Source organism: Lachnospiraceae bacterium GAM79 (assembly GCA_020735665.1).
In the GTDB taxonomy this organism is placed as follows: domain Bacteria; phylum Bacillota; class Clostridia; order Lachnospirales; family Lachnospiraceae; genus Coprococcus.
The window spans coordinates 420,861-437,147 of record CP085928.1; the positions used below are offsets into that span (position 1 = coordinate 420,861).

The 16,287-nt window shown below is 42.4% G+C and carries 10 protein-coding genes and 1 other annotated feature; of the genes, 7 read left to right on the forward strand and 3 right to left on the reverse strand.

Features of this window, described 5'->3' with window-relative positions:
- Positions 1–7: 7 nt before the first annotated feature.
- Together LK416_01915 and LK416_01920 are read right to left on the reverse strand one after the other, a co-directional pair.
- Positions 8–649 (reverse strand): orotate phosphoribosyltransferase, encoded by a 642-nt coding sequence (locus LK416_01915; GenBank protein UEA74963.1) that lies wholly within the window; start codon positions 647–649, stop codon positions 8–10.
- Between the two features lie 41 nt (positions 650–690).
- Positions 691–1,761, reverse strand: a complete 1,071-nt coding sequence (locus LK416_01920; protein UEA74964.1) for an aminotransferase class I/II-fold pyridoxal phosphate-dependent enzyme — start codon at positions 1,759–1,761, stop codon at positions 691–693.
- 158 nt (positions 1,762–1,919) lie between these two features.
- Here LK416_01920 and LK416_01925 point away from each other — a divergent pair, with 158 nt between their 5' ends.
- From LK416_01925 to LK416_01940, 4 genes are read left to right on the forward strand one after another with little or no spacing between them, the layout of a single operon-like run.
- A complete protein-coding gene (locus tag LK416_01925; GenBank protein ID UEA74965.1) occupies positions 1,920–5,486 on the forward strand; it encodes a DUF5717 family protein in 3,567 nt (1,188 codons plus the stop codon).
- Between the two features lie 25 nt (positions 5,487–5,511).
- Entirely contained in the window at positions 5,512–6,807 is a 1,296-nt protein-coding gene (locus tag LK416_01930) for a DUF5716 family protein (GenBank protein ID UEA74966.1), read from the forward strand.
- Positions 6,795–7,631: a hypothetical protein gene (locus LK416_01935; GenBank protein ID UEA74967.1), complete on the forward strand. Its 837-nt coding sequence runs from the start codon at positions 6,795–6,797 to the stop codon at positions 7,629–7,631. The genes LK416_01930 and LK416_01935 overlap by 13 nt, the downstream gene beginning before the upstream one ends.
- 22 nt (positions 7,632–7,653) lie before the next feature.
- Positions 7,654–9,024, forward strand: a complete 1,371-nt coding sequence (locus tag LK416_01940) for an FAD-dependent oxidoreductase (GenBank protein UEA74968.1) — start codon at positions 7,654–7,656, stop codon at positions 9,022–9,024.
- A gap of 234 nt (positions 9,025–9,258) precedes the next feature.
- Here LK416_01940 and LK416_01945 read toward each other — a convergent pair whose 3' ends face one another.
- Positions 9,259–10,743, reverse strand: coding sequence for a zinc ribbon domain-containing protein (locus LK416_01945; GenBank protein ID UEA74969.1), 1,485 nt, complete (start codon positions 10,741–10,743; stop codon positions 9,259–9,261).
- A gap of 157 nt (positions 10,744–10,900) precedes the next feature.
- Between LK416_01945 and LK416_01950 the strand changes: the two genes are divergently transcribed.
- The 3 genes from LK416_01950 (at position 10,901) to LK416_01960 (ending at position 15,919) form a co-directional block, all read left to right on the forward strand.
- Complete coding sequence (locus LK416_01950; protein UEA74970.1) at positions 10,901–11,872, forward strand: AraC family transcriptional regulator; 972 nt, start codon at positions 10,901–10,903, stop codon at positions 11,870–11,872.
- Positions 11,873–12,012: 140 nt separating this feature from the next.
- Positions 12,013–13,689, forward strand: a complete 1,677-nt coding sequence (locus tag LK416_01955) for a glucohydrolase (GenBank protein UEA74971.1) — start codon at positions 12,013–12,015, stop codon at positions 13,687–13,689.
- A 172-nt stretch (positions 13,690–13,861) separates the two neighbouring features.
- Entirely contained in the window at positions 13,862–15,919 is a 2,058-nt protein-coding gene (locus LK416_01960; GenBank protein ID UEA74972.1) for a hypothetical protein, read from the forward strand.
- Between the two features lie 69 nt (positions 15,920–15,988).
- Positions 15,989–16,193: a binding site (T-box leader), on the forward strand.
- Positions 16,194–16,287: the final 94 nt, after the last annotated feature.

A 16,287-nucleotide genomic window follows, 5' to 3' on the forward strand; every position in this document is an offset into this window, starting at 1 on the left:
CTATAAATTATAATTCAGAATAACCATAGCTGTTTACAATAGCTTCAATGCGGTTTCCGGCCTGACACATTGGACACTGATCATGAGGATAAGTCTTGTAATCAGGGAGATCCTTTTCGGTAAACAGTGCATGTACCGGATAGCCGTCAACCTCTGTCGCAACAGAGAAGATAGCAGAGATACCTGCGATAGAACCACCGTAGTATTTGATACACTCCAGACTCTTTTTGATCGTTTTACCGGTTGTAGCAGATGCGATCAGAAGAAGCACATGCTTGCCTTCGATCATTGGCTGGAGGTTGTCACGGAAGATCAACTGACCGGAGCTGTGAACCTCAGGTGTAACAACGTAGATGGACTTGTGCTGGTTCATGGAAGTGATACCGTTCTGGCTTAAGGTTTCTGCCAGATAAGCACCGATCACTTCAGTACCATCCATGCAGACGATCGTATCAACGATAGTTGATGCTACATATTCGGTTCCCATGGATTTGGCAGCGGCAGCAGCCATAGTGCCTCTGACTTTCAGGGTTGTCATATCAATGTACTGGTTGATATGAGAATGGTTTGTAGCAAAGTGACCGTTCATCACTTTGATGTATAACTGATTGTTGTAAGAAGATGTTAATTTCATTGCGTCATGTTTCATATGTATGTACCACCCTTTCATTTAAATAACATATATAGTTGTTATACGATCTCTAAAATTGTATTTACGACCAGATCATTCTGTTCCGGATTCATGAAGCAGAAGCGGATATAAGAATTATCCAGTCCTGTGATATCTGCACAGCTTCTGATATACAATCCCTTACTCTGACAATGATCCACAACCGTCTGTGCGGAAATGTCTTTTTTCAGTAATTTGACCAGAATAAAATTCGCATCCGGCTTATAGAGCTTGATCGTCTTGCGGCTTGCCAGTGCAGAATAGACCAGATTCCGTTCCGTCTTCATCAGTGTCTGGGTTTTGCTTATATAAGAAGCATCCTTGAACATATCGATGCCGGCTGCCTCTGCAAGTGTATTGATCGCATAAGGAAATCCTGTGATCGACATTGTCTTTTTAAATACCGGATTTGATGTAATTGCATAGGCTAATCGAAGTCCGGGTACTGCAAAGAATTTGCTTGTATTTCTGAGAACGTAGAGATTGTCATATTCCTTAACCAGCGGAATAGCGGTGCAATCATCCTTATCCTGAACGAAATCCATATACTCCTCGTCAACGACCAGTGCAATATCATTTCCTGTACAGATCTTTGCGATGAATTCCAGAGATTCGCGGTCGATGACCTGTGATGTTGTTCCGTTTGGATTCGAGATAAATACCATATCAATGGATTCATTTAACGTAGAGATGAAATCCGCAATATCCAGTTCGTAGTTTTCTTCTTCGGATAACTGATAGTATGTGATATCACAGCCGTTCATTTTCAGGACCTTCTCATAGTTGTGTGCTCCCGGTGAAAGAAGAACAGCATGCTTTGGACTGTTGAATTCGATCAGGAGTTTGATAAATTCATATGAGCAGCTTCCGACAATGATATCGTCCGGATCCGCACCTGAATAGCCTGCGATACTTTCCTTTAATCTTGTATATGAGCCATCCGGGTAACGCTTCAGATCTTCGATGCTGTTAAGAATGACATTTTTGACAGAATCCGGAACCCCGAGCGGATTCATGTTCAGGTCAAATCTTACAGATTCATTCTGGGAGAGCAGATTGCTTCCAGAAAGATGTGATGTACTTTTTCCCATAAAAAATTCCTCTTTTTCCATATATAATGTTTCAAAAAACTATTTATTTTGCTATAATCAAAATATATGTTTTTATATAATTATACCGATTCGGGGATTTAATTACAAGAAAAATACATGAGTTTTAATAAAATGATTACGAAAGCAAGGAGAACCAGATGAAAGGGATCGTAGAACAGTACGCCAGAGGAGAATTCAATGTAGAAAGACCGGATATTGATATTTCCATTGCAAAGCTGGAACTGGCTGTGGAAGCCGGCTCCGTATTTCAGGGAACCTTTAAGGTGGTATCAAAAAATGATGTGCCGATCAAATTGATGGTATATGACAGCAGATACCTGTTCGATTTCAAGAGTCATACATTTGTAGGCAGACGGAATACGGTTGCCTTTTCTTTTGATGCCCGCGGAATCGAAGAAGGCAAGAGCTTCAAAGGACATATCAACATCATAACGGATGGCGGCGAATATAAGATTCCATACAGCGTGGAGGTTGTACCGCCTTATGTTCTGGTCGAAGACAAACGGATCGAGGATCTGTTTCAGTTCGCGACCTTTGCAGAGGAGCACTGGGATGTAGCAGTCCAGATCTTTGACAGCCCGGAATTCGTGCGTACCTTTTTAGGGGATGATGCGATCATAAAGGGTGTCTATGAGAGCCTGAAGAAATCGTTATCCATCAATCAGGCGATGGAAGAATTCCTTGTATATACTCATAAGAAACGTGTGCTCACCCTGACAGCAAAGCAGCGTGAGTTATTGATCGAGATGCCGGACGAGCTGGTTCGTGCAACGATCTCCGTAAATAAGAATACCTGGGGTTATACCCATACCTATATTACATCAGACAGCGATTTCCTGATCCCGGAAGCAACCAGGATCACAGGTCAGGATTTCACCGGAAATAATTATGAACTGAACTTCCTGATCGATCCGACGAAGATCCCGGAAGGAGTATCGGCAGGTTATATCCATTTTAATAATACCCTGCAGAATATCAGCGTGAAAGTCAGCATCAAGAAGCCGGAGGTTCAGCGAACCGAGCCGAAGAACCGTCATGTGAATTTCATGATCAAGAAAGGCCATGAGGCACTGGCAAAAGCATACATTGATTTCCGTACGGATAAGATGGCACTTGCTGATTACACGAAACGTTCGACAGAGGCACTGGAAACACTGGTCAAATACAGACCGGAGGATAATATCTACCGTCTGGGTCTGCTTCATATGAAGCTGTTAGAGGGCAAGACAGAATATGTAAAACAGGAATTTGTCCGTATCGATGCAGATGCCGATCTGAACGAGGCAGGCAGCATGGAGAAGTGTTATTACAGTTATCTGAAAGCACTTCTGACAAAGGATAAGGATATGATCGACAGCACGGCAAGACTTGTCCGCGGACGACTGGAACAGGAGAAGGACAAGCTGTTTTATTTCTGGCTGCTGTTATTTGTGGACTACAGTTATACAGAGGATAAATGGAATCTCTATGAGGATATCCGGAAATTATATAATGAGGGTGTAAACAGCCCGGTTATTTACTTTGAAATATGTGATATGTTCAATAAGCAGCCGCTTATGATGAAACGGATCGCACCGCTTGAGATCTCAGCTATCCGATGGGGTATGCGGCATGAGTTTGTATCCGAAGATGTCATTATGGAATTCGTAAAGACGGCTGCAAGAATGAAGCTCTTTGATATTCACGCATTCAAGATGCTGGAGAATATCTATGCAGCAAAGCATGATCGTATGACACTGGATACGATATGTGAAATTCTTCTCAGATTTAAAAAATGTGATAAAGAGTATCATGTATATTATCAGGATGCGGCAAATGCAGGAATTAAATATGTTGGTTTGTATGAGGGCTTCTTAAAGAGCATGGATAAGAAGACGTATCAGCCGATACCGGAATCCATTCTCCGTTATTTCAATTACAAGAATACGTTAGATGATGAAGAGCTGGCGTATCTCTATGCAAATGTCATCATGAATAAGGCACAGAATATGAATGTGTTCCATGAGTATATTCCGGCGATCGAGAACTTCATGGAGAAGAAGATCATCGACGGAGAAGTGAGTGATGATCTGACGGTTATCTATGAAGAATTTCTGGAGCCGGAGAGCGTGAAGCCGGAATTTGCATCAAAGTTAATTAATATCATATTCAAGCAGAAGCTGACCTGTCGGAATAAGAATATTGTATCAGTGGTTGTAACACATGAGGAACTGGAAAAGAGTGAACAGGTGGATGTGATTGATGGAGAAGCTTATGTAGAGATCGTGTCAGAATCCGCTATCATTACATTACTTGACAGTCGGGGCTGCAGATATATCAATACGGTACCATACCGGCTTGAGCCGGTTGTCGGAGAAGAAAATTATCTGGATATCTGTAAAGAGTATAATCCGAAGGATTACCGTCTGTTATTATTTGAGTATAACGATATAGACAGCTTTTCATATAAGGATGCATCCGAGATCAATCTGGCGCGTGATATCTCTAACTGTCCGAATATCAGTTATCTGATCCGGCAGAGAGCACTCCGCCATATGGTTGAGTATTATCATGAGAATTATGATGCGGACATTTTATATAAATATCTGTCACGAATTGATTTGAATTATGTGGAAGTGGAGGACGCTTCCCGGATCATTACATATTACATTTCTTTACGGATGTATGAGCAGGCATTTAACGGAATACATCGGTTTGGATATGTAGATGTGGATGTGGATGAACTGATACGGATCGCGGAATTCGGAATATCCGATAAGCGCTATGATGATGACAGGACGTTATTATCCATTTGTGTATATCTGTACCGGAGGGGGTATGCGACACAGAAGGTTCTAGCATTTTTGATCAATAACTATAATGGATCGTTAGAGGAAATGGCAGAGCTGTTTAAGGCAGTTAACACAAATTATCGTGATATTGATATGCTTGCAGAGAATATCTTGGCACAGATGATGTTTGCAGATGCTTATACAGAGGCAATCTTTGATATCTTTGCGCTTTATTACGCAGGCAGAAGCAGGGGCATGGTAGTCAAGGCATTTTTACGGTTCTGTGCATACCAGTATATTATCAAGGATCTGAAGATTCCTGCGGATATCATGGAATGTCTGTATAAAGAGGTGGAGAAGAAGAACATTACAGATGAGATTTCAGAGATGGCGCTGCTTTCTTATTTTGCAGGCTGCGGTGGACGGTTCTCGGCAGAACAGAAGGAATGGATCCGGAATACAGTTCGTCATTTTATAGACAGCAGTAAGATCCTGCCGTTCTTTAAAGAATTTGCATCCTTTGTAACGTTGCCGGATGATATGAAGTTTAAGACCTATCTGATCTTTAAGGGCGAGAGCGGCAGACAGATCTGGGTAAGCTACAGCTTCGGACAGGAAAGCAACAGTATGGCACATTACAAATCGGAGCGAATGAATGAGATCATACCGGGAATCTATATCAAGGAATTTGTTGTGTTCCACGGAGAGACGCTGTTATATTCCATTGATGGTGCGGAGAGCGGTAATTCATCCATCGTTGAGAGTGATATTTTAAAGAATACAACATGTCATAAGAAGAACAGTAATCGATTTGAGCTGATCAACAGTATGCTGATCAGTCAGGAGACAAGAAATGATCAGGAGCTGATCCAGGCGATGGATACCTATCTGAATAACACACATTTCTTTGAGGAGAATCTGATATTGTTATAAGACAGCAGAAACAGGAGGAGATAACATGACGGAACATCCATTATATCTGGGATTGGATCTGAGTCCGGAGTATACACAGTTAAGTTATTATAAGCTGGATGAAGGAGTACCGGAATCAATCTGTCACAGCGATTCCAAAGATACATATCTGCTTCCAAATATTATGTTTTATACAGATAAATATAAAGACGGAACCGGAGCAAAGGATGAATCCGGTTGGAGTGTCGGAGCGGTGGCTGCAGGAAAACGGTTCAAGGAAGATGGCGTGGTGGTTGACCGTATTTACCAGAAGACGATCATCAACGAGGACACGGAGATCTATGGAACAAGTTATAAAGCAAAAGACCTTCTGGTCAAAATGCTGCTGCTTCATATCCGGGAATTTACAAAACAGTTTGAAAGCTATGAGATCAGGCGGCTGGTAGTAACGATCGCAGATGCAGATATTCATATCATCAAGGCAGTGCAGGAGTTACAGAAAGCACTTCATCTGAGTGATGAACAGTTTGAGATTACAAGCCATATAGACAGTGGAATTTATTACATCTTTAATCAGCCGGAGTCATTAAGAAATAACAGTGTGGTGCTGTTTGATTTTAACAGCAGCGGACTTGATTATTACAGATTCGATATTACGCATAACAAATCACCGGAGATCGTAGATGTATTTCATCAGAACCTGAAAGACCGCTTGACATTTTCAGCGTTTAAGAAGGACGATGAGGAGTTGGATGAGCAGTTCGCAGCAATCTGTCAGGAGCTTCTGGCAGAGACTTATGTGTCCTCGGTGTTCCTGACCGGAATTGGCTTTGCAGATAACTGGCTGAAGGAGTCGGCGACGATCCTCTGTCAGGGAAGACGGGTATTTGTCGGTCAGAATATCTATACAAAGGGAGCCTGCTACCGGGCATTTGGCGACCGGCACAGCAAGGTGCTTGACCGTTATCTGATCCGGTCGGAATATACAGTTGGCTTTGATATAGGTATCAGTTTAAATGATGACAGCAAGACATTTGTGCCGATCACCAGAGGAGGACAGGAATGGTTCCACACAAAGGGAAAATTATATATCTTTCCGGACGAATCAAATCAGGTGGAGCTGATCTATCGCAACATATTGACAGGAGATTATGATAAGGAGCATATCGAGATCCACGGACTGCCGAAGCGTCCGCCGAAGACGACCAAGATCTCACTGGAAGCGGAATTCTACAGTGCGGAAAAGGGAGCGGTTGTTATCAGGGATGAAGGATTTGGAACGATGTTCCCGACCACAAATAAGATATATAGGAAGGAATTTGACCTGAAATGGGAAAAATAATTGTATGTAATACAAAAACTGCACAGAATCCATATACGTTCCTGAATACCAAGGTATCTGTATATTCCTACGAGGAATTGTGTTACTACCTGTATAATAATATGGTGCTGGTGGGGGAAGAAGATGTATCGGCGAGATTGTCGGCATGGATCAGAAGAGAGCTTGATCTCACAGAGCTTGCAGACAAGATCGATACATTACTTGACAAGCATGCATTTGTTCAGGATATCATGGTGGAGATCCTAGTGTATGGCGGATATTACAGCAGTGAAGAAGTACGGCAGTTTATGGCGGAATGCCAGAAGCTTCGTACGTTAAAATCATACGAAGTCGAGAAGCTGCGGGCGGATGGATATCTGCGGTACAAGCATTATATAAAAGCGGGTGCGATCTATGATGAGGTTATCTGCTATCTGGAAAAAGAAAAACAGGAGGATGAATTCCTCGGAAATGTATATCATAATAAAGCAGTTGCTCTGGCCGGAAATCTTCAGCTTGATGAAGCAAAGAGCTGTTTTATTAAGGCATATTCGTTAAATAAGAACGAGGAATCCCTGATCGAATATTTCTGTGTGCTGGCAGTTACGGTGGATACCGCGACACTTGAAAAAGAGATTAAGAAGCGGGGACTTCCTGCGAACTTCTTAGAGGATCTGATGAGTGAAGTTGGCGATTCTAAAGAAGATGTGCGGGAGCTTCCAATCTACAATAAAGTCCAGAAAGCGGTTTATAACCGACTTCATGGACATATTGAAGATTATGACAGACGTATGGATACGATCCTGTCGGAATTAAAAGACGAATTCCGGGATCAGCTTGTCTGATAAATGAAAGGTAAAGTTGTGTATGAAGTATGATGTGATTATTATCGGTGCAGGACCGGGAGGAATCTTTGCGGCATATGAACTGATGAAGAAGAAACAGGAGTATAAGATTGCTGTATTCGAGGAAGGATATACCTTAAAAAAGAGAAAATGTCCGATCGATGGCGATAAGATCAAGAATTGTATTAACTGTAAGCATTGCTCGATCATGTGTGGATTTGGCGGAGCAGGTGCATTCTCAGATGGAAAATACAATATCACAAATGATTTCGGTGGAACACTGTATGAATATATCGGTAAGCAGAAAGCTGTTGATCTGATGAAGTATGTAGATGAGATTAACATGGAAAATGGCGGCGAGGGAACAAAGCTTTATTCAACCGCCGGAACGAAGTTCAAGAAGCTTTGTCTTCAGAACAAGCTGAAGCTTTTGGATGCGTCGGTTCGCCATCTGGGAACTGATATCAACTATGTTGTTCTTCAGAATCTGTATGATCAGATGAAGGATCATATAGACTTTTATTTTGATACACCGGTTGATACAGTACAGGTTATTGATGGTGGTTATCGTATCATCTGCGATAAGGGTGAATTCGACTGTGATAAATGTATCGTATCCGTTGGACGAAGCGGAAGCAAATGGATGGAAAAGGTATGTAAGGAGCTTGAGATCCCTACAAAATCCAACCGCGTCGATATCGGAGTCCGTGTGGAGCTCCCGGCAGTTATCTTCTCACATCTGACGGATGAATTATATGAAAGCAAGATTGTATATCGTACGGAGAAATTCGAAGATAATGTCAGAACCTTCTGTATGAATCCAAATGGAATTGTGGTAAATGAGAATACGAATGGTATCATCACTGTAAACGGACACAGCTATGAGGGTGATGAGAAGAAGACAGAGAATACAAACTTTGCACTTCTGGTTTCCAAGCATTTTTCAGAACCGTTTAAAGACAGTAACGGATATGGTGAGAGTATCGCAAGATTATCTAATATGCTGGGCGGTGGTGTAATTGTACAGAGATTTGGAGATCTGGTTCGAGGCAGAAGAAGTACCGTGAAGCGTATTGAAGAAGGGCTGGTAACACCGACCTTAACGGCAACACCGGGTGATCTGAGTCTTGTTCTTCCAAAGCGTATCTTAGATGGAATCATGGAAATGATCTATGCACTGGATAAGGTAGCACCGGGAACAGCAAATGATGATACTCTGTTATATGGTGTAGAGGTTAAGTTCTACAACATGGAAGTGGAGTTGGATGAGAATCTGGAAAGCTGCCACAAGGGCTTATATGTGATCGGAGATGGCAGTGGCGTAACGCATTCGTTGTCCCATGCCTCCGCCAGCGGTGTCTATGTTGCCCGCCATATCATTGGAGAAGAATAGGATTGAATAAAAGCTGGAGCTGTCCTAATGGCATCCGCTAACATATAATATGAATCCCCCTATACATGACATTGACGGATTTTCGTTATGAACTGCACATTGCCAGTAAATACGAGTGCTTGTCTGAGCCGAAGACGAGTTAGCACAGGAGTATTTACGAATCAGGCATGTGCAGAGAATAGAAAATCCGGCACGTCATTATAGAGGGGTTCGTATTGTATGTGGACGAAGGCATTAAGACAGCTCCAGCTTTTCAATGACAAAGCCTGCATTTTCCATATGGTAGTCATTGCCACAGTAAGGGCAGATGCGCTGGCGTACGGAATCGAAGCTTGCGCCACAGGCAGGGCAGTGGACGGAAGTAATGGAGAAACCGGGCGGTTCCATGTAGGCGGTATTACGTCGGAGGGATACGTCGATACAGTCGCCCCGACGGTTTATGGCGCCATCATGTTCACTGTAGTTGATCCACCAGGTACGAAGATTCAGGCACAGTTCACTTCCCTCCATGTGGATATCATTGACAGTTAAAGCCTGCATGTAGGTCATCTCGATGATATCCTGAAAATATGGATCAAAAGAAGAACCACGATAGAAAGCAAGGTTTTCCGGGTGATCTGCCAGAACGGTCATGCGGATCAGGGAGATGATCTGGCCTTCAAATTTCTCGAAAGAAAAAACAGGATCATAAGGCGCAAATGCTCGTGAGATCTTTCCCTTTGCTGTCACATAAGACCAGAATGGAATACGTTTTCGACCGTCACGATTGAACTGCTTAATGATCAAAAGAATGGATGAAAGCATAAGTCCGGTGATGCCGCCGAAGATCAGTGTGACAAAATAGGACATGATCAGGCTGGCAGGAATCGGATTCTCCCAGTCTGAAAGAAAGGAAATAAAAGTAAATAGAAATACAACCAGAATAGTGATCCATATGGTGGAGCCTCGTTTGTTTACATTTTTCATGGAAGCATTATTCCGGATAAAATAGGTATTCGTGACACGCGGGAACAGATCCTTTATCTGGAAAACGGTGCTGCAGTATGGGCAACCCTGTGTCAGGGCAGCAACCGGATTGACAGCGCCACAGTTCGGACAGGTCATGGTCATATGATGAAGCTCTGCTTCATTTGGTGTATGCACAACCACCTCATACATGATATCATCTGATTTCCGGTCATATATGGTGCCGGATGTATTTTCAAATCGCAGATGCCGGTTGATCCTTTCGTCCATGGTATCAACGGAATACCAGACCGTGTTTCTTGTAAGATAAGAGGTGCCATTGGTGTCTTTGGCAGGCGTTGTGTAGTGGATCATTTGGATACCTTTGCGATTCAGACGTTCCTTCTGCAGGTGGAGGGCGTAGGAGGTATCACCGTCACAGCTCTTTGGTGGAAGTCCGGAATCATACCAGTGATTCAGCTCTATGGCAAAATCATCATAGATGCTTTTGTGTTTTTCCCATGCAGGTTTGTATTTCTTAAATGCGGTCACCTGTTTTATATAGCGTATCAGTAATATAACGGCAATTATGATCAGTACGATACCGATTCCAAGGAAAATAAATCTTGGTGTACGATCGATCTCGCAAGTGTATACAGAGGCAGACAGAATTCCTGCTGCCAGAACGCCGATGCTTTTTGGAAACAGAGTGGCATCCGGCAGTGAGACCGGGTGGTTTCGTTTGATATTTGATATTGGTGGGAGTATGTCCATTCTTTTTTCTCCTGTTAAAAATTGATCATTGGGTAATATGGGGGAAATTATAAGAAAATAAATGCAATGTACGATATAAAACCATTTGTCCCCATATAGGAAAAGTGTATAATGAAATATAGAAGATGTCCAGCATAAAATAAGAAAGGACCAAAGCATGAAAAAGCAGGAAATGGCAAATACATTGTTAAAAGAGAATAGAACACATGGAACGGTGCAGTATCCGGTTGCTTTGTACGAATGGAACGGAGAAAATGAGTGGCATGTGGTTCCGCATTGGCATGAGGAAATGGAATGGATCTATTTTCAAAAAGGTGATTTCCCGGTATGGATAAATACAAAGGAGTATCAGGTTCATGCACCGGCATTTATGTGCATCCATCCGGAAGAACTGCATGCATTGATCCTGGAAAAGGATGGTATAGAAAGTGCGGTTGTGTTCCCTGTTGATATCCTGTGCTTTGAACGGTATGATGCGGCGGAGGCGAAGGTGCTTGGCCCACTTGCAGAAGGAAAGCTTCGGATGCCGGTTCTGTGCCAGAGCGGGGATGCGGCATTTGAGGAATTGAGTGCCTGTTATAAAGAGATTGAACAGGTGCTTAGGCAGATGAAAGAACATGATACGAAGAAAGTGCAGCATCTGGATTCTTCAATAACGCGTGAGAACGTGGCAGGAGAACCGAAACAGAATCTACAGAAAAATATGCTCTATTTGAATATCAAGGCAAAGATGTTAGAATTGATCGCAGTTGCATATAAGTATGACCTGTTTACAAGACAGGTCAGGGAAGACAGGGAAGAATCAGGAACGGTAGAGAATCTGAAAAAGGTGCTGCAGTATATCGGGGAGCATTACGGTTCACCGATCCGCTTGTCCGAACTGGCGGAGCTGGTCAATATGAATGAACAGTATTTTTGCCGATATTTTAAGAAGAATATCGGGAAGACGATCACAGAATATATCAATGTGATCCGTGTGGAGAAAGCGGCAACGGCACTTGCAGAGACAGAGGATAAGATCATAGATATTGCATCTGCTTGTGGATTTGACAATATCGGATATTTTATCAGACGCTTTAAAAAGGAGAAGGGCATGACACCTTCCGAATATCGTAAAAAGTCAAAATAGTACAATAAAATAGTCAATTTAAAGATAGAAAACCTCTTTGTATTCCGTATACTGTAATTAAAGTGTAAAAAGAACGAGTATCTGTATCCGATGGTGGAACAGATACAGACAGTATAAAAGGAACACAGGAGGTTTTTATAATGAAAAGAAAATGGTGGCATGGTAAAGTAGCATATCAGATATATCCAAAGAGTTTTCAGGATACAAATGGAGATGGAATCGGTGATCTTCGTGGCGTGATCGATCATTTAGATTATCTGAAAAGTCTGGGAATCGATATTATCTGGTTATCTCCGATCTATCAGTCTCCATTTGTCGATCAGGGTTATGATATTTCAGATTATTATAAGATCGATGAGATCTTTGGAACGATGGAAGAATTCGATGAGTTGTTAGCAGAAGCGAAGAAGCGGGATATGTATATCATTATGGATCTTGTTATTAATCACTGTTCTGATCAGCATGAATGGTTCCAGAAAGCATTAAAAGATCCGGAGGGTAAATATGGCGATTATTTTTATTTCCGTAAGGGAAAAGACGGCAATCCGCCAAGCAATTACCGGTCTTATTTTGGTGGAAGTGCATGGGAAAAGGTAGAAGGAACGGACTATTATTATCTTCATATGTTTGCAAAGGAACAGCCGGATCTGAACTGGAACAATCCTGAGGTATTAAATGAATTATATACCATGATCAACTGGTGGCTGGATAAGGGCGTTGCGGGTTTCCGTATCGATGCGATCATCAATATCAAGAAAGATCTGAGTTTTCCGGATTATGAGCCGGACGGACCAGATGGAATGACAGGAATCTTCCATATGGTTGAGGGCGTCGATGGCGTTGGTGAACTGTTAGAGGATCTGAAGAAGCATACATTTGAAAAGTACGATGCGTTTACAGTTGCTGAAGTATTCAATATGAAGAAGGATGAGCTGGAAGAATTTATCGGTGACGACGGACATTTTTCAACGATGTTTGATTTCTCAGCGCATGAGATGACCTTTGGCGATCATGGCTGGTACGATGCGAAGAAGGTCAGATTTGATGATCTGAAAAAGGAGATCTTCCATGCACAGAAGGAATGTGAAGATGTTGGCTTCCTTGCAAATATTATAGAGAATCACGACGAGCCGAGAGGTGCGAGCCGTTATCTGCCGGATTACCTTCAGAATGAAGACGGAATCAAATTACTGGGAACGATCAGTGTTATGCTGCGTGGTATTCCGTTTATTTATCAGGGACAGGAGATCGGTATGCGTAACTGTCATATGGCTTCGATCGATGATTACAATGATATTAGTACAAAGAATGAATATGCAGTTGCAATCGATGCTGGCTGTACGGTAGAAGAAGCGATGGAAGCCTGCTATGAGAACAGCAGGGATAATGCCAGAACACCAATGCAGTGGGATGATTCTGCACAGGCAGGATTTACAACCGGAACACCATGGCTCTTTGTAAATCCAAATTATAAAGAGATCAATGTAAAAGAACAGCTTGGCAGGGAAGATTCAGTATGGTACTATTACCAGAAGCTGATCGCACTTCGTAAGTCCGAGGACTACAAAGAAGTATTTACCTATGGCAAGGTCGTTCCAATGTTTGTGGAGAAGGATGGAATATTTGCATATGCAAGAAAGACGGAAGACCAGACCGTTTACATTATAACGAATTACAGCAGAGAAGATATCACGGTTGATCTGCTGACTGCAAATGAGCAGCCGAAGCTTCACGTTTTGTTAGATAATAAGAATGACGTATGCTTAAATGGCAACCGTATACGGTTAAGCTCCGGGCAGGCAGTGATCCTGGGATAATGCTTTGAATAATTGATCAACATATAAAACCATTAAAATGATGGCGAAACAGTGCTTAAAAACCATCATTTTGATGGTTTTTATTAGTTACAAGGAAATTAATATATGATATTCTGTTAAAAAGTGGAAATAAATTAGGGGTATTATAATGGCATAGAAATGGGGTGCATATATGAGAAGAAATTACAGGGAAGGTATCGGCAGATGGCTGGCAGGAGTGCTGGTTATCAGCATGACACTTGGACAGATAACAGGCTGTCAGGTGACAGGTGGGGATCAGAATGGGGGAACAACTTCCGGGTATCTGACAGAAGAAAATACTGACAGGGCAGATGGCTCACAGACGACAACCGAAGAACCGACCACAGAAGAAGAGTGGAAATCGATCGTCTCGGGGGAATACTACAAGCAGGCAAAGGTATCCGGATATACGAATCTGTATCAACTGGATATGAAAGTAGAGGAAGATAATATTTACATCAATAAGATGTTTGCTTTTGGGGATGCCCTTGGAATCCAGTATGGCGTAGGAGAAGACGGTTATCTGGCACTATATGATCTGGCGGATCTCAGGCAGAAAGCGGTTGTAAGCTGCCCGAAGGATACATATGCATCAGATGTATTTTCAAATGGAACCGATGAGGTGGTTCTCTATGATAAAGGCAACAAAGAGCTGATCCGTTATGGATCCTTGTTGGATAATGAGTCTGTTATGCCAATCGAAAAAGGGACACCGGACAGTTATCTGATGTCAAAGGATCTCACCGGCTTCTTCTATACAAATGCAGAGGATGGACAGATCTATGAATATGATCTGCGGTCAGGGGAAGAGTCAGAGGTGTGTCCGGCATATTCAGGAGAAGGAAAAGATACAACGCTGCTAGGATATGCGGAAGAACCGGAGTATCTGGTGGTGTCGGCATATGATAATACGGCAGAACGTGTGGAGGTCAGATGTTATAGTGTGACCGGTGAAGATATAAAAGAAACCGGTGATTATGATATCGTGCAATTTGAAGGAAGTGGGGATAAGTACTACGCATCGGTATATGCGGATGGTCAGGTCTATCAGGTGTATGGAGAAACTTCCGGGGAAGAAGCGGGTATTTTGTTCCCGGATAATACAGGTGATTTTCAGGTTGGCTGCGATGTAGAACATGGTCTGGCTATGTATGGCAGTTCCAGCCAGTCGCAGGAGACGAATACACAGAAGCTGCAGTTCCGGATCTATAATGTGGATACCGGTAAATGTGAAAGCAGACTTGCAGTAACATTTCCGTTTGATGAAACAAATTATATCTATATCGATCAAGGTACTTATATAGATACATACAACTTCTTTGTATTTTCAACGAGCGGACTCACACCGGAAGTATACATATGGGATCTGAACGATGCACGCAGCATTTCCGGTGATTCCAGAGTCTACCGTTATCCATGGAGTTATCTGGATCATCCGTCTGATGAGCTGAAGCAGGAGCTGCGGCAGCAGGCAAAGGATATCGGAGATCAAAATGGTGTAGAGATACATATATTTGATGAAGTGTCGGAGTGCAGCAAGGATATCTACCGTTATGAGGCATCAGACAATGCACTTCTGACTGCTCAGTCATTGGAAGTTCTGAAGAATGAGTTGAAGAAATATCCGGATCGGATGTTGAAAAATCTGGATGATGGATATGGAAGCATATTAAAGATCTATCTGGCAGGTGCGATCATAGGAACAGATGAAACGGCACTTACAACAGCTGCCGGAGTTCAGAATACTCTGGAGAATGACACATTTCTGGTTATTGATATCAATGATCAGTCCTCCTATATCAGCACGATCCACCACGAGATCTTCCATGCGATCGAGAACCATATGAATTACACCGGCTGTTGGTTTGATGAAGGAATTTGGTCGGAGTGCAACCCGGATGGATTCGATTATGATTACGATTATATTGCAAATGAAAATAGCAATGACAATACCTATGTTGCATTTTCATCCGGTGATGCGTCAGAGATTGCATTTATTGACACCTACTCAAAAAGCTTTCCAAATGAAGACCGTGCGAGAGTATTTGAATATGCCATGACGGATCAGCAGAATGATAATGGATTCTTTAGCTATGAAAGAATACGGAAAAAGTTAAAGGTGATATCGGATCAGATGAGTGCATGTTTCCCGGAGGATGATGGAGCGACACTTATGCCGTGGGAAAGAGTATTGATGTATGAAAAATAGCAAGATTACGTTTAAAACCGCTTGACACTGGAAAGACTTCTGTTGTACTATGAGATTTAGTTTAACAGCATAAATGCAAGGAAAAAGAGGAGTACCATAAAAGAACTGCCAGAGAGGAAGATCCACAGGCTGAAAGGTCTTTCGAGGAAATTTGTGGGAAGGTAGCTTTGGAGCAGCACATCCGAAATGTTCAGTAGGATGCGCCGGGTCGTTCCCGTTACAGAATAAGATGAGTGATAAATTAAGGTGGTAACGCGTAAGATACGCCCTTTGGAACAGAGATGTTTCAAAGGGCTTTTTCTATGTAAGAAGATTGATTCTGTAAAGGAAAAACGCTCCACTAAAGATGCTATAAAAACAGAAAGGAT

Bases quoted from the DNA above. Each gene is read 5' to 3' on its own strand.
- LK416_01915 (UEA74963.1), bottom strand. From the start codon at position 649: ATGAAACATGACGCAATGAAATTAACATCTTCTTACAACAATCAGTTA.
- LK416_01920 (UEA74964.1), bottom strand. From the start codon at position 1,761: ATGGGAAAAAGTACATCACATCTTTCTGGAAGCAATCTGCTCTCCCAG.
- LK416_01925 (UEA74965.1), top strand. From the start codon at position 1,920: ATGAAAGGGATCGTAGAACAGTACGCCAGAGGAGAATTCAATGTAGAA.
- LK416_01930 (UEA74966.1), top strand. From the start codon at position 5,512: ATGACGGAACATCCATTATATCTGGGATTGGATCTGAGTCCGGAGTAT.
- LK416_01935 (UEA74967.1), top strand. From the start codon at position 6,795: ATGGGAAAAATAATTGTATGTAATACAAAAACTGCACAGAATCCATAT.
- LK416_01940 (UEA74968.1), top strand. From the start codon at position 7,654: ATGAAGTATGATGTGATTATTATCGGTGCAGGACCGGGAGGAATCTTT.
- LK416_01945 (UEA74969.1), bottom strand. From the start codon at position 10,743: ATGGACATACTCCCACCAATATCAAATATCAAACGAAACCACCCGGTC.
- LK416_01950 (UEA74970.1), top strand. From the start codon at position 10,901: ATGAAAAAGCAGGAAATGGCAAATACATTGTTAAAAGAGAATAGAACA.
- LK416_01955 (UEA74971.1), top strand. From the start codon at position 12,013: ATGAAAAGAAAATGGTGGCATGGTAAAGTAGCATATCAGATATATCCA.
- LK416_01960 (UEA74972.1), top strand. From the start codon at position 13,862: ATGAGAAGAAATTACAGGGAAGGTATCGGCAGATGGCTGGCAGGAGTG.